The 19,419-nt window shown below is 71.6% G+C and carries 19 protein-coding genes; 9 read left to right on the forward strand and 10 right to left on the reverse strand.

What is annotated here, in order from left to right; genetic code table 11:
- Positions 1-10: 10 nt before the first annotated feature.
- Together ACYF6T_RS06315 and ACYF6T_RS06320 are read right to left on the reverse strand one after the other, a co-directional pair.
- Positions 11-628: a TetR/AcrR family transcriptional regulator gene (locus tag ACYF6T_RS06315; RefSeq protein WP_461694072.1), complete on the reverse strand. Its 618-nt coding sequence runs from the start codon at positions 626-628 to the stop codon at positions 11-13.
- On the reverse strand, positions 625-1,473 hold the full coding sequence (locus ACYF6T_RS06320) for an oxidoreductase (protein WP_461694074.1): 849 nt from the start codon (positions 1,471-1,473) through the stop codon (positions 625-627). Before ACYF6T_RS06320 ends, ACYF6T_RS06315 begins: the two co-directional genes overlap by 4 nt.
- Positions 1,474-1,645: 172 nt before the next feature.
- Between ACYF6T_RS06320 and ACYF6T_RS06325 the strand changes: the two genes are divergently transcribed.
- Positions 1,646-2,188: an MOSC domain-containing protein gene (locus ACYF6T_RS06325; protein WP_461694076.1), complete on the forward strand. Its 543-nt coding sequence runs from the start codon at positions 1,646-1,648 to the stop codon at positions 2,186-2,188.
- A 41-nt stretch (positions 2,189-2,229) separates the two neighbouring features.
- Here the strand turns inward: ACYF6T_RS06325 and ACYF6T_RS06330 are convergent, their stop codons facing one another.
- Complete coding sequence (locus tag ACYF6T_RS06330) at positions 2,230-2,583, reverse strand: hypothetical protein (RefSeq protein ID WP_461694077.1); 354 nt, start codon at positions 2,581-2,583, stop codon at positions 2,230-2,232.
- Positions 2,584-2,999: 416 nt separating this feature from the next.
- Between ACYF6T_RS06330 and ACYF6T_RS06335 the strand changes: the two genes are divergently transcribed.
- Positions 3,000-4,061: a C40 family peptidase gene (locus ACYF6T_RS06335; RefSeq protein ID WP_461694079.1), complete on the forward strand. Its 1,062-nt coding sequence runs from the start codon at positions 3,000-3,002 to the stop codon at positions 4,059-4,061.
- A 25-nt stretch (positions 4,062-4,086) separates the two neighbouring features.
- Here the strand turns inward: ACYF6T_RS06335 and ACYF6T_RS06340 are convergent, their stop codons facing one another.
- Both ACYF6T_RS06340 and ACYF6T_RS06345 read right to left on the reverse strand, forming a co-directional pair.
- Positions 4,087-4,809 (reverse strand): LuxR C-terminal-related transcriptional regulator, encoded by a 723-nt coding sequence (locus ACYF6T_RS06340; protein ID WP_461694080.1) that lies wholly within the window; start codon positions 4,807-4,809, stop codon positions 4,087-4,089.
- Entirely contained in the window at positions 4,806-6,134 is a 1,329-nt protein-coding gene (locus tag ACYF6T_RS06345; protein WP_461694081.1) for an ATP-binding protein, read from the reverse strand. The genes ACYF6T_RS06340 and ACYF6T_RS06345 overlap by 4 nt, the downstream gene beginning before the upstream one ends.
- A 141-nt stretch (positions 6,135-6,275) precedes the next feature.
- On the opposite strand from ACYF6T_RS06345, the gene ACYF6T_RS06350 reads away from it, so the two are divergent.
- Positions 6,276-7,685, forward strand: a complete 1,410-nt coding sequence (locus tag ACYF6T_RS06350; protein WP_461694082.1) for a PspC domain-containing protein — start codon at positions 6,276-6,278, stop codon at positions 7,683-7,685.
- Complete coding sequence (locus tag ACYF6T_RS06355) at positions 7,672-7,893, forward strand: hypothetical protein (RefSeq protein ID WP_461694083.1); 222 nt, start codon at positions 7,672-7,674, stop codon at positions 7,891-7,893. Before ACYF6T_RS06350 ends, ACYF6T_RS06355 begins: the two co-directional genes overlap by 14 nt.
- Positions 7,894-7,912: 19 nt before the next feature.
- On the opposite strand, the gene ACYF6T_RS06360 is transcribed toward ACYF6T_RS06355, so the two are convergent.
- Both ACYF6T_RS06360 and ACYF6T_RS06365 read right to left on the reverse strand, forming a co-directional pair.
- The gene (locus ACYF6T_RS06360; RefSeq protein ID WP_461694084.1) at positions 7,913-8,443 is read right to left on the reverse strand and encodes a DoxX family protein; all 531 of its coding nucleotides are present in this window, start codon (positions 8,441-8,443) and stop codon (positions 7,913-7,915) included.
- 544 nt (positions 8,444-8,987) lie between these two features.
- Entirely contained in the window at positions 8,988-10,337 is a 1,350-nt protein-coding gene (locus ACYF6T_RS06365) for a hypothetical protein (RefSeq protein WP_461694085.1), read from the reverse strand.
- A 188-nt stretch (positions 10,338-10,525) separates the two neighbouring features.
- Between ACYF6T_RS06365 and ACYF6T_RS06370 the strand changes: the two genes are divergently transcribed.
- A complete protein-coding gene (locus ACYF6T_RS06370; RefSeq protein WP_461694087.1) occupies positions 10,526-11,413 on the forward strand; it encodes a DUF4429 domain-containing protein in 888 nt (295 codons plus the stop codon).
- 85 nt (positions 11,414-11,498) lie between these two features.
- Here the strand turns inward: ACYF6T_RS06370 and ACYF6T_RS06375 are convergent, their stop codons facing one another.
- Complete coding sequence (locus tag ACYF6T_RS06375; RefSeq protein WP_461694089.1) at positions 11,499-12,308, reverse strand: class II aldolase/adducin family protein; 810 nt, start codon at positions 12,306-12,308, stop codon at positions 11,499-11,501.
- A gap of 81 nt (positions 12,309-12,389) precedes the next feature.
- Between ACYF6T_RS06375 and ACYF6T_RS06380 the strand changes: the two genes are divergently transcribed.
- Together ACYF6T_RS06380 and ACYF6T_RS06385 are read left to right on the forward strand one after the other, a co-directional pair.
- Positions 12,390-13,055 carry a hypothetical protein gene (locus ACYF6T_RS06380; protein ID WP_461694090.1) on the forward strand — a complete coding sequence of 222 codons (666 nt, stop codon included), beginning with the start codon at positions 12,390-12,392 and terminating at the stop codon, positions 13,053-13,055.
- A gap of 59 nt (positions 13,056-13,114) precedes the next feature.
- Entirely contained in the window at positions 13,115-13,600 is a 486-nt protein-coding gene (locus ACYF6T_RS06385; protein WP_461694092.1) for a pyridoxamine 5'-phosphate oxidase family protein, read from the forward strand.
- 59 nt (positions 13,601-13,659) lie between these two features.
- Here the strand turns inward: ACYF6T_RS06385 and guaA are convergent, their stop codons facing one another.
- Positions 13,660-15,240: a glutamine-hydrolyzing GMP synthase gene (guaA, locus tag ACYF6T_RS06390; protein ID WP_461694093.1), complete on the reverse strand. Its 1,581-nt coding sequence runs from the start codon at positions 15,238-15,240 to the stop codon at positions 13,660-13,662.
- A 270-nt stretch (positions 15,241-15,510) separates the two neighbouring features.
- Between guaA and ACYF6T_RS06395 the strand changes: the two genes are divergently transcribed.
- Both ACYF6T_RS06395 and ACYF6T_RS06400 read left to right on the forward strand, forming a co-directional pair.
- Complete coding sequence (locus tag ACYF6T_RS06395) at positions 15,511-15,795, forward strand: chorismate mutase (RefSeq protein WP_461694094.1); 285 nt, start codon at positions 15,511-15,513, stop codon at positions 15,793-15,795.
- 696 nt (positions 15,796-16,491) lie between these two features.
- On the forward strand, positions 16,492-17,511 hold the full coding sequence (locus ACYF6T_RS06400; RefSeq protein WP_461694095.1) for an LAETG motif-containing sortase-dependent surface protein: 1,020 nt from the start codon (positions 16,492-16,494) through the stop codon (positions 17,509-17,511).
- 100 nt (positions 17,512-17,611) lie between these two features.
- Here the strand turns inward: ACYF6T_RS06400 and ACYF6T_RS06405 are convergent, their stop codons facing one another.
- Positions 17,612-19,384: a GMC family oxidoreductase N-terminal domain-containing protein gene (locus tag ACYF6T_RS06405; RefSeq protein ID WP_461694096.1), complete on the reverse strand. Its 1,773-nt coding sequence runs from the start codon at positions 19,382-19,384 to the stop codon at positions 17,612-17,614.
- Positions 19,385-19,419 lie beyond the last annotated feature (35 nt).

Consider the following 19,419-nt stretch of genomic DNA (forward strand, 5'->3'; position numbering starts at 1 on the left):
CGAAGGCGTCTCAGGCGGTCAGGCCGGCACTGGTCAGCCAGATGTGCTCGCAGGTCGCCGATGCCTCCCGCAGCCTCTCGCGGGACTCCTGGGATGCGTGGTAGAAGGTCCGCTCGATCATCCAGCACAGGGCGCGCGCCATCGCTGAGGCCTGCTGCGGCCCGGGGCCGGCCGGGACGCCGGCCCGCTCCAGGACCGCGGCGATCGCCGTGATGAACAGGTCGGCCGTGCGCTGCCACAGTGCGCCGATCTCCGGCACGGTCAGCGAGAGGTCGATCGCCGTACGCATGACCAGGCCGTGCTCGTTCCACAGCTCGACCGTGCGCCGCATGGCCGCCGCGATGGCCTGGCGCGGCTCGTCCGCCTGCGCGGTGGCCCGGGACCGTTCCCACAGGTGCTCGACGGTCCGGGCCACGAGCGCCGTGACCACCTCCTGCTTGGAGCCGAAGTAGAAGTACAGGGCGCCGCGCGTGATGCCGGCGCCCTGGGCGATGTCGCCGACGGTCATGGCGTCGTAGCCCTTCTCCGCCAGCAGGGCCTCGCAGGTGTCCAGGATGGCCCGCTCCCGGACATCGCCCTTGCGTTCGGTGCCGCGCCGCCCGCGCGCGGGGTGGTGGCCGGGCGTCACAGCTGAGCGCCCTCGGCGAAGTCGGTCGTACGCGAGAGCGTCTCCCACGCTCGGATGTCCTCGTCCACGGCCGTGCGCGCGGCGGTGACCAGTCGCAGCGCGTCCGAGCCCAGGACGAGGTGGGCCGGTGGCCGCTCGACCGAGGTGATGTGCACGACCGCTTCCCCGGCCTTGGCCGGATTGCCCAGCTGGTTGCCGCTGGCCTTCTGCCGGGCCGCCCGGATCGGGGTGAACAGCTCGTCGTAGTCGTCGATGGTCCGCGCGGCGCGGGTCATGGACCGTCCGGCCCAGTCGGTGCGGAAGGAGCCGGGCTCGATCGCCGTCACGTGGATCCCGAACTGCGCGACCTCCTTGCCCAGCGCCTCCAGGATGCCTTCCAGGGCGAACTTGCTGCCGCAGTAGGCGGACATGCCGGGCACGGCCATGAGCCCGCCCATCGAGGTGACGGCCATCAGGTGCCCGCGACGGCGCCGGCGCATGGCGGGCAGCGCCGCCTGAAGGGTGGCCACCGCCCCGAACACGTTGACCTCGAACTGCCGCCGCACCTCGGCCAGCGGGGTCTCCTCGAAGACGCCCTCCAGCCCGTAGCCGGCGTTGGCGATGACGACGTCCAGGGGGCCGACGCTCCGCTCCGCTTCCGTGACCACGTCACGGACGGCGTCGTCGTCGGTCACGTCCAGGAGGCGTCCGTGAGCGTGTCCGGGGGCGAGCTCTTCGAAGGCCAGCCGGTCCTTCTCCGAGCGGACGGTGCCCACGACGGTGTGCCCGGCGGCGAGGGCGGCCTGGGCGAAGGCGCGTCCGAGGCCCGTGCTGACGCCGGTGATGAGCCAGTTCCGCTTCTCCACTGCTCCTCCTGAACGGTGTCGCGGGGAGCCAGAGTGCCCCCACGACAGAAAGTCTACACGGCGTCGATTTTTATCATCGTCCCGTTGATTTTTCGGCGCACCACGGGGGTCCAGGCCGGGCCGGTGGTTAGGATCGAGGCGGATCTTGGCTGCGAGGAGGGGGTTTCCGCACATGGGCGGGGTTGTGACGGCGGTCAGCAGCAACAGGGAGTACTCGTTCACCAAGCCGAACCGGGAGAGCATCACCCTGCTCGCCGGCCTGGGTGTCGAGGGGGACGTGCACGCCGGTGTGACGGTCAAGCACCGCTCGCGCGTCGCACAGGACCCCACCCAGCCGAACCTGCGCCAGGTGCACCTCATCCACGAGGAGCTCTTCGGCGAGGTCGGCGAGGCGGGTTTCCGGGTGGCCCCCGGCGAACTCGGAGAGAACATCACCACCCGCGGCATCGACCTGCTGGGGCTTCCGGTGGGCACGCTGCTGCGCATCGGCGCCGAGGCCGTGGTCGAGGTGACCGGCCTGCGCAACCCCTGCCGGCAGATCGACGCCTTCCAGGACGGACTGCTCAAGCAGGTCGTCGGCCGTGACGACCGCGGCGCCGTCGTGCGCAAGGCGGGAATCATGAGCATCGTGACGCAGGGCGGCCCGGTGCGCCCCGGGGACACGATCAAGGTGGAGCTGCCGGACGAGCCGCACCGGCCGCTGGACCGGGTCTGACGGACGGGCCTACCGGACCGCGGCCGGGGTCACGGGCACGGTCACGTCCACAGCACCGCGATGAAGACGTTGACCGTGGTGAGCAGGCCCACCAGGCCGAACACGCCCTTGTCCACCTTCTCCTCGTCCCGCTTCACGTAGACCAGACCGAGGATCACGACCAGCAGCGCCAGCTTGATGCCGATCTTGACGTTGTTGACGTGGTGGTCGTCGGCCTGGTTGAGACCGACCAGGACGGCGCCGGTGACCAGCATGGTCAGCGCGCCGTGCAGCATGCCGGGCACGAACCGCGCCGTGCCCTGGCCCATCGCCTTCATCTGCGTGAGGAAGCCGCCGAGGAGCGCGGCGATGCCGATGATGTGCAGGCCGACGAAGAGATGGATGAGTACGTCCATGAGGCCGGAGCTTAGACAGAGGCGTACGGGACGCCCGACACCGCCCCACCGCAGAAGTGCGGATCTTGCATATATGCGGTCCATAGCATCCGGTCTCCCGGACGCGCCCGGAAATCGCCGCTTCGGTCAGCGCGCCGACCGAAGTCGACGGACCCGGGGCCGGATCACGGTCGTATGCGGTCATCCGCCGGTCCGCTCGCGGCACTTCCGCACAAGGCGTTACCGAGCCGACACCGTGAGGTTTAGCGTCCTCCACCAGGTGACCGGCTCCCCACCGCCGCCCGGGCCAGGGGCGGCAGTCGGACACCACCGCCGAGAAGGTCCGGCGGCGGCCTGCTCCCCCTGTGCGGGCCGCCGCCGGACGCGCACACCGCCCCCGGGACGGGGCGGTCGTACGAAAGGACGTGCAAGTCCAGGTGGCAGCGCACCGCAGGCCCAGCTCCCGCTCGCTGGGCGGCACCACGGCCCGTACCGCCTTCACGATCGCCCTGGCGGGCGCGGCGACCGCGACGGCCTTCGACGGGACCGGACAGGCGACACCGGACCTGACCCCGGCACAGGTCAAGGCGCGGGTGGACAAGCTGTACGAGGAGGCGGAGGTCGCCACCGAGAAGTACGACGGCGCGAAGGAGAAGGCGGACGCGGCCGAGGAGCGGCTGCGGGGCCTGCGGGACGAGGCGGCACGCAAGACGGACAAGCTCAACTCGGCGCGGGACGCGCTGGGCTCGGTGGCGGCGGCGCAGTACCGCGCCGGGGGTCTCGACCCCTCGCTGCAGCTCGCGCTCTCCGACGATCCCGACGCCTATCTGGAGGGCGCCGAGTTCGTCGAGCGGACGGGCACCAGGCAGGCGGCTGCCGTCGCCCTCGTACGCACGCGGCTGCGCGAGATCGAGCAGCTGCGTGGCGCCGCGCGCGTGGAGCTCACGTCCCTGAAGGCGCGCCAGGCAGAGCTGCGGCGGACCAAGAAGACGATCACCGGGAAGCTGGACGAGGCGCGCCGGCTGCTGTCCCGGCTGTCGGCGGCGGAGCGCGCGCGGCTCGGCGAGGGCACGGGCCGCGCGTCCCGCTCCTCGGCCACCGGGCGCGACGGCTTGCAGGCACCGGGCACCGCCACGGCCGAGGCGCCCAACTCCCGCGCCGCGGCCGCCATCTCCTACGCCTACGCCAAGCTCGGCAGCCCCTATGTGTGGGGCGCGACCGGCCCGAACGCCTTCGACTGCTCGGGCCTCGTCCAGGCCGCCTACCGCTCAGCGGGCGTCTCCCTGCCCCGCACCACGTACGCCCAGATCGACGCCGGCCGCCGCGTCTCCCGCTCCGAACTGCGCCCGGGCGACCTGGTGTTCTTCTACTCCGGCATCAGCCACGTGGGCCTGTACATCGGCAACGGCCAGATGATCCACGCCCCGAACCCGCTGGAGCCGGTGAAGATCGCCCCCATCGACGAGATGCCGTTCGCGGGGGCGACGCGGGTGGTGTGACCGGCTTGCGCGAAACCCCCGCCCGTCACACCAGCCGGCGCGCCGTGGCCCAGCGCGTCAGCTCGTGCCGGTTGGACAGCTGCAACTTCCGCAGCACCGCCGAGACATGGGACTCGACCGTCTTCACCGAGATGAACAGCTGCTTGGCGATCTCCTTGTAGGCGTACCCCCGGGCGATCAGGCGCAGCACCTCGCGCTCGCGCTGGGTGAGGCGGTCGAGGTCCTCGTCGACCGGCGGGGCGTCGGTGGAGGCGAAGGCGTCGAGGACGAAGCCGGCCAGCCGCGGCGAGAAGACCGCGTCGCCCTCCTGCACACGGAAGATGGAGTCCACGAGATCCGTACCGGTGATCGTCTTGGTGACGTAGCCGCGCGCGCCGCCGCGGATCACGCCGATCACGTCCTCCGCGGCGTCCGACACGGACAGGGCGAGGAAGCGGACCGGCTGCTCGGTGTCGGCCATCAACGCGGCGCAGCGGCGCAGGACTTCGACGCCGCCGCCGCCCGGCAGGTGCACGTCGAGGAGGACGACCTCGGGGCGGGTCGCGGTGATGACCGTGACCGCCTGGTCGACGTCGGCGGCCTCGCCGACGACCTCGACGCCGGTCTCCTCGGTGCGGCCGATCTCGGCCTGTACGCCCGTACGGAACATGCGGTGGTCGTCGACGAGGACCACGCGCACATGGCGCCTGCCCGTGCCGCCGCCGACCGGCTCCGCGGGCTCCCTGTTCGCCTCGGTGGGGTCGCTCATGACGTCTTCTCCGCCCTCTCCATCTCCAGCTCGACCTCCGTGCCGCCGCCCGGCACCGCGCGCAGCCGCGCCGTGCCGCCGTTGCGCTCCATGCGGCCGATGATCGATTCTCTGACGCCCATCCGGTCGGCGGGTATCGAGTCGAGGTCGAAGCCGGGCCCACGGTCCCGCACCGACACGAAGACCTTCTTCCCCTCGACTTCGGCGTAGACCTGCACCGCGCCGCCCTCGCCACCGTACTTGGCGGCGTTCACCATCGCCTCGCGCGCGGCCTGCATCTGTGCGCCGATCCGCTCGTCGAGCGGGCAGTCGCCGACGATCACGACCTCTATGGGGACGCCGTGCTTGTCCTCCACCTCCGCCGCGTTGCGCCGGACCGCGTCGGCGAGGTTGGCCGGCTCGTCGGCCTCGTCCTTGCCGGTGCCCTCGGGTTTGTAGAGCCAGGTGCGCAGGTCGCGCTCCTGGGCGCGGGCGAGACGGCGCACCTCGTTCGCGTTCTCCGCGTTGCGCTGGATCAGGGTCAGGGTGTGCAGTACCGAGTCGTGGACGTGGGCGGCGACCTCGGCCCGCTCCTGGGCGCGGATGCGCATCAGGCGCTCCTCGGACAGGTCCTGGGTCATGCGGACGAGGTAGGGCCCCGCCAGGAGCGTTATCCCGACCAGCACCGCGAGGGCCGCCTGCAGGACGGAACCCAGGTGGGCGGCGGAGCCCTGCAGGACGAAGATGCCGGTGACGCCGGCGGTGACGAGGAGGACGCCGCCCGCGGCCCGCAGCAGACTGAGCGTGCGCCGGCGCCGGCCGACCTCCATCCAGCGCGCCCGGCGGGCGTTGTCCGCCTGGCGCCAGACCAGGGCGACGCCCGCGCCGACGAGGACGGCGGGCCACAGGTACGCCTTGGCGCCGCCGCTCAGATTGACGTTGCTCACGAACACCATGGCCACCACGACCATGAGGAGCAGCGCGACGATCTGGCCCTTGTCCGGCCGGCGGGCGACCAGCCTGCGTCGCCCGTCCGGCGAGGTCTCGGTGCTGACGAGGGAAGGCGGCCGCTGGCCGCCCACCCCGCCCACGCCGAGCGGGACGAAGAACCAGAAGGCGGCGTACAGCAACGCGCCCAGCCCGTCCGCCATGAACAGCCCGACGAAGACGAGCCGCACCCAGATCACGGGCAGCCCGAGGTGCCCGGCGAGCCCCCGCGCCACACCACCGAGCCAGCGTCCGTCACCGCTGCGGTAGAGCTTGCGCGGCGGCCGCGGTTCGGCGAGGGGCGCTGCTGCGGCTTCCGGCATGCCAACGATGGTCACACGACGGGCGGTCCCGGGCATCAGGGTCGGCCCCCGAGACTCCCCTGATCTTCATCATCACGCCGTCGAACACTCCCCGGGCCCCGCCTCGGGGCCGATATCAGGGTCCGCCCAGGGTCGTTCCGACTGCCGCCGAGCGCTCGCGCCCGTCACCATGGACCCATGACCGATCACGAGCACGCCGCGACGGGTCCGGGACCCGGCCCCGGCCCACGCCCCGCAGCGGGCGCCGGGCCGCAGGATGCCGCGCCCGCCGCGGATGCCGTACCGCCCACGACCACCGACGCCGACACCTCCCCCTCCCCCGTCAAGTTCCGCCGCGACCGGCGCTACAAGATGCTCGGGGGCGTGTGCGCGGGCCTGGGCAGGCAGTGCGACATGGACCCGGTGATCTTCCGGATCACCCTCGTCGTCCTCTCCGCGACCGGCGGCCTGGGCCTGATCTTCTACGGCTTCGCCTGGCTCTTCGTCCCGTACGACGACGAGGAGGAGAACGAGGTCCGCAAGCTCCTGACCGGCCGGGTCGACGGCCAGGCCCTGACGGCCGTGCTGTTCGCCCTGGTCGGCTGCGGTGTGTTCCTCTCCATGCTGAAGAACGGCGGAGTGCTGGCCTTCGCCGTCGTGCTCTCCCTGCTCCTCGCGGGCGCCGGTTACTGGTCGCGCCAGCGCGGCACCCCCGACCCCGACCCGCTGGCCGCCCAGGCCGTCGCCGACGCCCCGCCGGAGGCCCAGGCGCCCCCGGTTCCCGCCGCCTACCCCTCCTGGTGGCGCGACCCGATCGTCAAGGACGGCACGCACGTCGGCGGCACCGGCTACCTCTGGGGCCCCCGGGACTCCCGCGACCGTGACATAGCGGCCGCGGTCAACATCAGCCTGGGCACCTCCTGGAGCGACCGCGCCGGCTCACGCACCCCGCGCCCTCCGGCGCCCCGGCCGCGCGGCCCCCGCTGGATCGGCGGCTGGCTCTTCCTGCTCGCCCTGCTCGCGGGCGGCCTCGGCACGGGCCTGACGTGGCACGACCACACGCTCGCCACCAGCCTGCAGACCGGCCTGGCCTGCGCGCTCGTCGTCCTCGGCCTGGGCATCGCGGTCAGCGCCTTCCTCGGCCGCACCGGCGCCGGCTCGGTCTTCCTGGCGATCGTCACGGCGGCCCTGCTCGCCGGGTCGGCCGCCCTGCCCAAGGACATCAGCACGCACTGGTCCCGCACGACCTGGACCCCGACGGCGGCCGCCGACGTACGCCCGCACTACCAGCTCGGCAGCGGCGTCGGCACCCTCGACCTGACCAAGGCGCGCCCGGACAAGGGAGAGACGGTGAGCACGCGGGCGGAGGTCGGAGCCGGCCGCCTGGAGGTGATCGTCCCCAACGACGTGACCGTGCGGCTGAACATCGAGGTGGGGGTGGGCGACATCCAGTTGCCGGGTGACGACAAGAAGGACGTGGACGTGGAGCCCGGCAAGCAGAAGGACCTGACCCTGCCACCGGTCACGGGCGGCAAGAACACCGGCACGCTCGACCTCGACCTCGAAGTCGGCCTGGGACAGGCGGAGGTGACCCGTGCTACGTCATGAGTTCCAGCCCGGCAAGCTGGTCGCCGGCGCGTTCCTCACCCTGGCCGGAGTGATGTACGCCGGCGACGCGGGCGGCCTCTGGGAGACCCCGTGGTTCGCGGTGATCCCGGTCGTCACGCTGGGCCTGTTCCTGGCCGGCCTGACCGGCCTGACGGCCCGGGCGATACGCCGACGCAGAAGGACACACAGCGAGAGCGCACAAACCTGAAGCCGCCCGCCCCTGCTCGCTACCTGTAACCCCCGGCCCGCTGCCTGCGCCGCGCACGCAGTGCCGCGTCCAGCGAGAGCATCGGCGCCCCGGCGAGGACGAGCGGAATCCACGCCATCAGATACGCGAGGTCGTTGCCGTAGTAGTAGGGATCGGAGGCCCAGCTCACCGTCAGCCACAGACTCAGCGAGATCAGCGCACCGCCCAGAGCCGCCAGCCGCGCGAGCAGACCGACCAGCGTCCCGATCCCGACGGCCAACTCGCCGAAGGCGATGGCGTACCCGAACCCCGCGGGGTTCTTCAGAGCCAGGTCGACCATCGCCGGAATGGCGGCGGAGCCCCGCACGGAGTGCATCAGGTCCCCCACCGACCCGGAACCGGAACTCTTGAAGAAGGCGCTGTCAGTGAGCTTGTCCAGACCGGCGTAGATGAAGGTCACCCCCAGAAAAACCCGCAGGGGAAGGAGGGCGTACCGCACACCCGCATCCCGCCAGTCGGGCCCGCCGTCGACATAGGGAGCATGCGTATCCGTACGAGTTCCGTGAGCCATCACTGCCACCTCTCGCCCGCGATGCCGGACCCTTTCAAGACGATACGTACGTAAGGGGCGACCCACTCAATCCCCAACCGAAGACGGCCCGCACCCGCACACGGCGGCAAAGCACCACGCCGCAGACGGCCCGCACCCGCGCACGGCGGCAAAGCACCACGCACCGCAGACGGCCCGCACCCGCACACGACGTCAAAGCACCACGCACCGCAGACGGCCCGCACCCGCACACGACGTCAAAGCACCACGCACCGCAGACGGCCCGCACCCGCGCACGGCGGCAAGGGACCACGCACCGGAGACGGCCCGCAGCCGCCCGCGGCGGTGAGGGACCACGCACCGGAGACGGCCCGCAGCCGCCCGCGGCGGTGAGGGGACGGGGTGGGGGGTGTCCGCCCGCAGCGGCCGGCGTCCATCACCGCTCACCCCCCGACCGACAGCACCGCCGGACCGAGGACGGACACCCCCCACCCCGGCCCCGACCCCACCCCACACCGCAGGCGCTACGCGCACCCCCACCCAACCCGCACAGGCGCCGCAGGCATCAGTCCGTCACGTCGATCGCATACCGATTGGTCTCCACCCCCGCCGCGGTGACGACCTGCACCTCCACCCGCCCAGGCTCCACATCCGCCGGCACCGGAACCGTCAGCACCGCGTCCGTCGGATTGCTGAAGCCCCCGGTCACCGGCACCAGCGGCACATGGACATGCACGGCACCGATCCGGACCACCATCCGGGAGAGCCGGTCCGCGGTACCGGCGCCGGCCGGGACGAACCCCGCGCCGCGGATCTCGATGTCGTCGCCGGTACGAATGGGCGCGTCGAGGTCACCGGCCTCCCGGGACCGCACCACGGAAAGGATCACCGGCCGCCCACCCTCCGCGTACTTCGCGGCGACATACGTCGCGGCCGACACCAGCACCACCACACCGAGCCCCCACGGCAGATCCGGCAGCTGATCCGGCCGCCGGGCCAGCCGCACCATCCCGAACAGCACGGCGACCGCGCTGATCACGACATACTGGATGTCGGCGAAGGCACCCCGCCCCGAGTCGTCCGTCAGCAGATCCGCCGCCCTCGGCCGGTCCGCCCGCACCTTCTGCAGCCGCTGCCCGAGAATCCGCAGCCCCACGACCCGCCGCACCAGCACCGCGATCGCGCAGACCACGGCGAGGACGGTCACCACGCCCGCGCCCCGGGCCAGCTCCAGGCCGGAGATCAGGGCGTCGCGCTCGGCGTGGCCGGACGCCGACGCCAGCCGGCCGACCAGGACGAGCACGGCGTACACGACGAACAGCACCCACACCGCCGCCACCGTGCGCGAGGTGGACAGACGGTTGTCCTCACCGATGACCGGGGCGAGCGCCCCGCCCCGGGCCCGGTGGAGCCACGACGCGGCCGTCAGCGCGGCGGCCACCACCAGGGCCGCCAGCAGACCGGCCGTGCGGGCGGCCGTCCAGCCCGCGCCGATGGCCGTGAGGGCCTGCACCAGGAGCAGCAGGACCACCAGGGCCCAGACCGCGCCGGCGGTCCAGCGCCACAGGCCGGACAGCCAGGCCTCGCCCTCCGCCCGGCGGCGCTCGGCGACGACTCCCGCGGACTGGGTGAGCTCCTCGGAGATCCACTGGCGCGAGGCCGACGCGGAGTGGGCGACGGCGGCGGGCAGCCCCTGCCCCGCCGCGAACTCGTCCCGCTTGAGCAGAAACGCGGCCACCGCCTGCCGATGCCCCTCGCGCGCCCCGTGCGGACAGTCCCCGCACGTGCAGCCACCTCCGTGGCCACCACCCCCGAAATCCTCAGGCGCACCCCCGCGCACATCCCCACGGGCACCCCCACGGGCACCTCCGCGCGCACCCCCGTCCGCGCCGCCTCTCGCCTCCTGCACCGCCACCGCCCGACGCCCGCCTTCCCCAGGTCCCCGACACCCGGCGGCCGCCTCTCGGCAACGGTCCGCCGTCCTGCAACTGCCGTGTGATGAGAGCGAATTGTGCCCTACCCGACACCGGCCGCGTCCGCCAGGTCTGGTCATGGCGGGTGAAGCGGGCACCGCCGTGTTGACCGGGCTGCGAGAATTTCCCTATGGCCGAGATCATCCAGCGGGACGGGACCTGGGCCTTCGACGGGACCACGGTCAGGATCACGCCGGGCCTCCACCGCTCCGTGCCGCTCTTCCGGCAGACGTACGGGGAGATCGCCGTGCCCCTGGAGGCCGTGGCGGGCGTCGTCTTCGAGCCCGAACGCAAGCGCGGGCGGCTGCGGATGCGGCTGCGCGAGGGCGCCGATCCGCTGCTCCAGGCGACCGGGGGCAGACTGCCCGAGCCGGCCGATCCCTACCGGCTGCTGGTGGACGTCGACCGGGCGGGGGTCGCCGAGTACGTGGCCGAGGAGATCCGGCACGCGCTGCTGCTGGACCAGATACCGAAGGAGCCGACGAAGGCGTACCTGCTGCCGGGGCCGCCGGTGCCGGTGTCGGTCCGCTCCTCCGACGGAACCGTGTCCTTCGACGGTACGCAGGTGCGGATCGACTGGGCCGACACGTCCGACCGGGTCAAGCGGGCGACGGGGCCGCGGATCATCAACGTCGGCGATCTCGTGCAGGTGGAATGGCTGCCCAACTCCGGTTACGAGGACGGTTTCCTGCGGTTCGTGACGCGCGAGACGGTGTTCTCGAAGCTGCCGCCGGAGAAGGACCCGTACGCCCTGGACCTGTGGGGCAGCGCGCGCCGCGACCTGCTCACCGCGCTGGTCGCGACCGCGGTGACCGCGCGGCTGCCGCACCCGTCCACCCGCACGGGCGGGGAACTCGCCGACCGGCCGCAGCTCACGGCGGCGGCCGTGCCCCCGCCGGCCGACCACCACGACGTACTGCTGCGCAGGCTGCGGGAGTTGGGCGAGCTGCACCGGGACGGGGTGCTGACGGACGAGGAGTTCGCGATGACGAAGGCGGCCGTACTGCGGGGTTTCTGAGACCACCGCCGGACCACGCACCGCCCGACCACTCACCGCCCACCCACTCACCCACTCACCCCCTCACCCCCTCACCCCCTCACCGTCAGCTGAGCAGATCCGGCTCGCTGCGGCTGATGTCCTGCCACAGGGGCTGGTAGTTGATCCACGCCACCAGGTCCCCGCCCAGCTGCTCCCGCGTCGCCGCCGCGAGTTTGTGGTCGATGAGGACCGGCCGGCCGGCCGCTCTGGCGGTGAGCTGGACCTGGCAGGAGCGTTCCATGGAGACGAACCACCAGGCCGCCGCGTCCACCGAGTCCCCGACGGTCAGCAGACCGTGGTTGCGCAGCACGAGCGCCTTGCGCGACCCGAGCGCGGCGGCGATCCGGCGCCCCTCCTCGGCGTCGACGGCGACGCCGGTGTAGGCGTCGTACAGGGCGTGGTCCTCGTAGAACGCACAGCTCTCCTGTGTGATCGGGTCGAGCAGGTCGCCGAGCGCGGACAGGGCGCGGCCGTGCACGGAGTGGCAGTGGGCGACGGCGACGACGTCGGGCCGGGCGGCGTGCACCTGGGAGTGCACGGTGAACGCGGCCTGGTTGACGTGGTAGCGACCCTCGATGACCTGCCCGTCCGAGTTGGCCAGCACCAGGTCGCTCACCGTGACGTGCCGGAACGGCATCCCGAACGGGTTGACCCAGAAGCAGTTGCTGTACTCGGGGTCACGCGCGGTGATGTGCCCCGAGACCCCGTCCTCGAATCCGAGCCGCCCGAAGAGCCGCAGCGCGCCCGCGAGCCGCTCCTTGCGGTGCCGGCGTTCGTCGTCGACCGATTCGTGCATGGGCGGCATCGCGAACTGAAGCCGGTCGGTCGGGAGGGCGGGGGGCGGCGTCGGACCGGCCCCTGGGGTCCCGTGCATGTTCGTCCTCCAGCACTGGGTGGGTGTACGGGGCGGAAGTTACCGTCGGTCAGCTCAGGAGAACAGAGATGTTCTGTAAAGATGAAAGATGACGAGTTGAAGACCGAACCGGAGTCCTCTTTGAGCCAGGCCGAACGACACCTCAGCAGCCTCATGCGGCAGCTCACCACCCGCGATCACGCCGAGTTGGTGCACCCCTTCACCGAGATCAAGACCGTCGCCGCGCTCGTGTACGTGGCCGAGTGCTTCGGTTTCCGCTACTCGGGGGTCCGCCTGGTCGGCCGCCACAAGATCCAGCACGTGCAGCTTGTCCGCGACCCCGAGCCCTGGGCCCAGCAGCGCGCCGCCGCCAACTTCGCCGCGTTCCCGCAGGTCGGCGCGGGCGGTCCGGTGCCCGGCATGTACCTGAACTCGCTCACGCCGGTGCCCGAGGCGCAGGCGGACGTCGACCTGATCGCGTCGGTCCTCAAGTACGACTTCCTCGTCGAGGCCGGCAACCGCAAGCAGCTGCTGACCTACGGCTGGGGCGGCTGCGCCGTGTTCCTGCTGCTGGCGCTGGTCACGCAGGTGTACGCCGTCACGCTGCCGCTCGCCGTACTGATCCCCGCGCTGATGTACGGCGCCCTCCGCGTCAACGCCGTCCGCCGCGCCAAGCTGGGCGCCCGGCTGACGGCCGCGGGGTGCGCGCAGGTGCAGGACGACCGGGGACGGCCGCGCTACGTACGCCCGGTTCCGCACACCGCCTGAGGACGCGTCCGGCGGGAATACCGACAGAGGATGTCGGGTATCGGCGCCACACTCGCCGTATGACCGCGAACCCCGCAGCGAACTGGGCTGCCTTCACCACCGCAGAACCCGATCTGGCCAGGACCGCCGAGGACCGTTTCGGCGCGTTCACGCACCACGTCCTGGCCACGCTCCGCAAGGACGGATCGCCCCGGACCACGGGCATGGAGGTCCGTTTCCTCGGCGGTGAGCTGTGGTTCGGCATGATGCCGGACTCGCTCAAGGCCCTGGACCTGCGCCGGGACCCGAGGTTCGCGCTCCAGGCGAACCCCGGGGAGGGGCAGAGCATGGGCGGCGGGGACGTCCGGATCGGCGGGCGGGCGGTCGAGGTCACCGACCCCGCGGCGAAGGCCGTGTATGCCGAAGAGGTGGAACCGCCGGAGCCGTTCCACCTCTTCCGCACCGAGCTGACGGAGGTCGTGCGGACCTACGTCGAGGACGACAAGTACCTCGTCGTCCAGGTCTGGAAGCCCGGTGAGCCGGTGCGCACGATCAAGCGCACCTAGCACCTGACCCAGCACCTGGCACCTGGCACCTGGCACCTGGCACCTGGTGCCCCCAGGTGCTACTCCCACTCGATGGTGCCCGGCGGCTTGGACGTCACGTCCAGCACGACCCGGTTGACGTCCCGCACCTCGTTCGTGATCCGCGTCGAGATCTTCGCGAGCACGTCGTACGGCAGCCTCGACCAGTCGGCCGTCATCGCGTCCTCGCTCGACACCGGGCGCAGGACGATCGGGTGGCCGTAGGTGCGGCCGTCGCCCTGGACGCCGACCGAGCGGACGTCGGCGAGCAGGACCACCGGGCACTGCCAGATGTCGCGGTCGAGGCCGGCCGCGGTCAGCTCCTCGCGGGCGATGGCGTCGGCGTCGCGCAGCAGGTCGAGGCGCTCCTTGGTCACCTCGCCGACGATGCGGATGCCGAGGCCGGGGCCCGGGAAGGGCTGGCGCTGGACGATCTCCTCCGGCAGGCCCAGCTCCTGGCCGACCATCCGGACCTCGTCCTTGAACAGCTTGCGCAGCGGCTCGATGAGCTTGAACTCGAGGTCTTCGGGCAGGCCGCCGACGTTGTGGTGGGACTTGATGTTGGCGGTGCCGGTGCCGCCGCCGGACTCCACGACGTCCGGGTAGAGGGTGCCCTGCACCAGGAACTCCACCGCCGGGCCCTCGTCCGCGATGATCTCGGCCTGGGCCTGCTCGAAGACGCGGATGAACTCGCGGCCGATGATCTTCCGCTTCTGCTCGGGGTCGGAGACCCCGGCGAGCGCCTTCAGGAACCGCTCCTCCGCGTCGACGACGACCAGCTTGACGCCGGTCGCGGCCACGAAGTCCTTCTCGACCTGCTCGGTCTCGCCCTTGCGCATCAGGCCGTGGTCGACGTACACGCAGGTCAGCTGGTCGCCGATGGCCCGGGCGACGAGGGCCGCGGCCACCGCGGAGTCGACGCCGCCGGACAGACCGCAGATGGCGCGCTTGTCGCCGACCTGCTCGCGGATCGCCGCGACCTGCTCGTCGATGACGTTCCCGGTGGTCCAGGTCGGCTTCAGGCCCGCGCCCCGGTACAGGAAGTGCTCCAGGACCTGCTGGCCGTGCGTGGAGTGCATGACCTCGGGGTGGTACTGGACGCCGTAGAGCTTCTTGTCGTCGTTCTCGAAGGCGGCGACCGGGACGACGTCCGTGGAGGCCGTGACGGTGAAGCCCTCGGGGGCGGCGGAGCAGGCGTCGCCGTGCGACATCCACACGTGCTGCTCGGCGGGGGTGCCCTCGAAGAGGGTGGAGGACGCCTTCGAGACGTGCAGGTCGGTGCGGCCGTACTCGCGGGCGCCGGTGTTGTCCACCGTGCCGCCGAGGGACTGCGCCATGAGCTGGAAGCCGTAGCACATGCCGAAGACGGGGACGCCGGCCTCGAAGAGGGCGCGGTCCAGGCGCGGGGCGCCCTCCTCGTACACGGACGAGGGGCCGCCGGAGAGGATGATCGCCGCGGGGTTCCTGGCGAGCATCTCCTCGACCGGCATGGTGCTCGGCACGATCTCGCTGTAGACCCGGGCCTCGCGGACGCGACGGGCGATGAGCTGGGCGTACTGCGCGCCGAAGTCGACGACCAGGACGGTGTCGGGGGCGGCGGCAGCGGAAGTCGCTGATGACACGGGGTGCCTTCCGGCGGTCGGGCGGGGGTCTGTGGTTCCGATTCTAACGGGGTCGCCCGGACGTCATGGCGCCGTGGCATACTGACCCCATGCTCACGCAGACGACCTTCCTCTTTACCTATGGCAACCGGCCCGTCGGCTGCCATGGTCGTGCTGCTTGAGTAACTGACAAGCGACTTCCCAGGCGCCCCGGGCCGACAAGGTCCGGGGCGCCTGGTGTTTTCCGGATCCTGTCGTTCCGGGACACCCTCCCTCACCGAGGAGCCCGACATGACCACCAGCCCGGAAACGACCAGCCCGGAAACCACCAGCCCCGAAGCGATCATCGCGGGCGCCCGGGAGCGCATCGACACGCTCGACGACCGGATCATCGGTCTGATCCAGGAACGCGTGGCCGTCTCCGCCGTCGTCCAGCAGACCCGCATCGCCGCCGGCGGCCGGCGCGTGCACCTGTCCCGCGAGATGGAAATCCTCAACCGCTACAGCGACGCCCTGGGCAAGCCCGGCACCTCCCTCGCGATGACGCTGCTCGAACTGTCCAGGGGTCGCATCTGAGTTCGGTACGCCTCTCACCCGTACGGCGCGTGACCGTCCCGCGCACGGCCTCGTTGGTGGGGTGTCCGCGCCAGCCAGGCACGGGCCCGAAAGAACCACGCGTGGCTCACTGGAGCGATGAGGCGCACGGACCGCCGTGCGTCGTGGGACCTCGCTCCAGGTACGTGACCGGACGGCAGGGGACAGCAGCCCGGTCACTCAAGAGAACGGTCGGCTCCGGGGACGCCCGGGGCCGACCGGCGGAAAATGCAAAAATGCACAACCCTGGGTCAAACGGTTGCGGAGGCCGCGTCCATCCAGCACGATGCCTAGAAAGCCCAAGTCCCGCCGCAGACACCCGCATTGCAGTGCACTGTGGTACCGCCAGAGGTCAAGACCTGCCGTGCGCCCCACGTGCGCCGGGGCGGCGACCCAGGGCACACAGGACAAGCGGCGCAACCCCCCGGCGCCGCTCCCAGGCACCGGCGCTGCCCTGACGCCGGTGCTGACGGAGAAGGGCCCCGCGGCCAGTTCCCGCGGGGCCCTTCGCTCACCTCCGCACCGAAACGAAACCCCGATGTGACGCAGGCCACATAAGAATTTCGTCAACGTCGGTACAACCATTCACAGCTGCCACTCATCAAACGTGCAGAACCAAGGGCCACAACCCGCGCCCCACACGCGGAGCCCTCCACACCGGACTCCCTTGAGGTCTGCATGAAGCTTCGCCGTGCCCTGGCAGCGGCGGCCGCGACCGCGGCCATAGCCCCGATCGCCCTGCTGTCCGCCCCCGCCGCGTTCGCGGACGAGACGCCCAGCACGCCCGCCAGCGAGAGCGCGTCCGAGACGCCGTCCGAGACCCCCAGCGACACGGTCTCCGCGACGCCGTCCGACACCGGGCTGCCGTCCGACTCCGCGCCCGCGCCGAGCGACCCGACGTCCGCGAGCGCTTCCGCTTCCGCCTCCGCGAGCGAGTCCACGGCGCCCGAGCCGTCCGACTCCGCCGAGCCGAGCGAGGACCCCTCCGACCCGGACGTTCCCTTCTGCGAGGACGTCGACGGCGACTACAGCGGCGCGAAGGTGTCCGCGGACATCAAGGGCCTGCCCGGCAAGATCGTCGCGGGCGACGGCTTCCACTCGTTCAAGCTGGTCGTCACCAACGAGTCGAAGACGACCGTCGACGGCGTCGCCTTCTACGCCGAGGTGGAGAACTACGAGCTCGACGAGTCCAAGTACCTGAGCCCGTACGTCGACCTGGAGTTCAAGAACCCCGAGACCGGTTCCTGGGACCGCATCGGCGACGCGGACTGGGCGGGCGACTACTTCTTCTACGTCGACCACCTGAAGGCCGGCAAGAGCCAGACCGTCGACCTGCGCGTCAGCATCGGCGCCAAGGCCCCGGCCGGCGACGCCTACTCCTTCGGCTCCGGCGCCTACCTCGACAACGTCAAGGGCCAGGACTGCATCGCCGAGGGCTGGGCACAGTACGACTTCGAGGTGCTGAAGGCCGGTTCCCCCAACCCGGACCCGGGCTCCGCCACCCCCAGCGACAACGGGAGCAAGGACTCGGTGAAGAAGCCGCAGGGCGACGTCTCCGACCTGCCCACCGGCAACCTCGCCGACACCGGCTCCAGCTCCGCGCTGCCCGCCATCGGCCTGATGAGCGGCGTCGCGGTCGTCGTCGGCGCGGGCGTGGTCGTGGCCGCGCGGCGGCGGAAGGCCGGCGCCGGCGCGTAACCGAGGCGCACTGCGAGAACAGGGAAGGACCCGCACTCGGAGGGGGGTGCGGGTCCTTTCCTGTGCGCCTTGCCTCTGTGCGCCTTACCGCTCGTACCCCTTACTTCTTCGGCACCGCCGGCATTCCCAGGAACGGCAGGCGCAGCGCGGCGAACGCCTCCGCCGGGACCACCGGCGCCTTCGGCTCGACCGGCTTCAGACGCTCGTACGCCGCTCCCTGCGCCGGACGCGGGTCCGGCTCGCCCTTGTTGGGCCAGAACGACATCGCGCGCTCGGCCTGCGCGGTGATCGTGAGCGAGGGGTTCACGCCGAGGTTGGCGGACACGGCCGCGCCGTCGACGACCGAGATGCCGGGGTGGCCGTAGAGACGGTGGTACGGGTCGATCACACCGCTCTCCCGGCTCGCGCCGATCGGGCAGCCGCCGAGGAAGTGCGCGGTGAGCGGGGTGCCCATGAGTTCGCCCACGTTGGATCCCGCGAAGCCGTTGATCTCGGCGGCGATGGCGGAGGCGGCCTCCGAGGCGGCCTTGATCTGCTTGGGGTTGGGGGCGCCGTGGCCCTGGCGGGCGGTGAGCAGGCCCTTGCCGACGCCGTCCGGTTTCAGGTACGTCGTCAGGGAGTTGTCCAGCGACTGCATCACCAGGCCGATGATGGTCCGCTCCGACCAGCGCCGGTTGGAGAGGGAGCGCAGGATCAGCAGCGGATGCCGGGCCGCGTTGCGCAGCCAGGCCAGCGCCCTCGACGAGCCCTCCGCGTACGGCACTTGGAGGATCGACAGGCTGCCCATCGAGTTGGAGCCCTTGCCGTAGCGGACCGGCTCGATGTGGGTGTTCTCGTCCGGGTGGATGGACGAGGTGATGGCGACCCCCCGGGTGAAGTCGGCCCGCGGCTCGCCGGTCGCCTTGCGGTAGCGCCGGTTGTCGGTCTGCGCGCCGACCAGCGCTTCGGAGTTGGTCCGGGTCAGCTCCCCCAGCCGGTCGGAGATGTACGGCAGTTGGCCGCCCGCCTTCATGCGGTGCAGCAGGGTCTGGGTGCCGTAGGTGCCGGCGGCGATGACGACCTTGCGGGCCTTGAAGGTACGGCCCTTGGCGCGGCGGTCGTCGGTCGGCAGGGTGGCGACGGCGTACCCGCCCTGGGAGTCGTCCGTGACCGAGACGACCGTCGTCAGGGGATGGACGACCGCGCCCGCCTGCTCGGCGAGGTAGAGGTAGTTCTCGTTGAGGGTGTTCTTCGCGCCGTGCCGGCAGCCGGTCATGCACTCGCCGCACTCGGTGCAGGCCTTGCGGGAGGGGCCGACGCCGCCGAAGTAGGGGTCGGCCACCTGCTCGCCGGGGTCGGCCTTCGCCGTGCCGTCGGCGTCCTCGCCGTCGCCGAAGAAGACACCGACCGGCGCCATGTGGAAGGTGTCGCCCACGCCCATCCGCTGGGCGGCCGCCTTCAGATGGACGTCGGAGGGGGTCATGGTGGGGTTGAGCCGGACGCCGAGCATGCGGCGGGCCTGGTCGTAGTACGGCTGCAACTCCTCCTGCCAGTCGGTGATGTCACGCCACTGGGGGTCGTCGAAGAACGCCTTCGGGGGGACGTAGAGGGTGTTGGCGTAGTTCAGCGAGCCGCCGCCGACGCCCGCGCCCGCCAGCACCATGACGTTGCCGAGCAGGTGGATGCGCTGGATGCCGTACATGCCGAGTTTCGGCGCCCAGAGGTAGTTCTTCAGGTCCCAGGAGTTCCTGGGGAGGGTCTCGCGGGTGAAGCGGCGGCCGGCCTCCAGGACGCCTACGCGGTAGCCCTTCTCGGTGAGCCGGAGGGCGGTGACGCTGCCGCCGAAGCCCGATCCCACCACGATGACGTCGTAGTCATAGGTGTCCTGTGACACGTGCTCTCCTCGTCGAGAACCGAAGTGTTCCTGGC

The organism is Streptomyces sp. 7R007 (assembly GCF_054850255.1).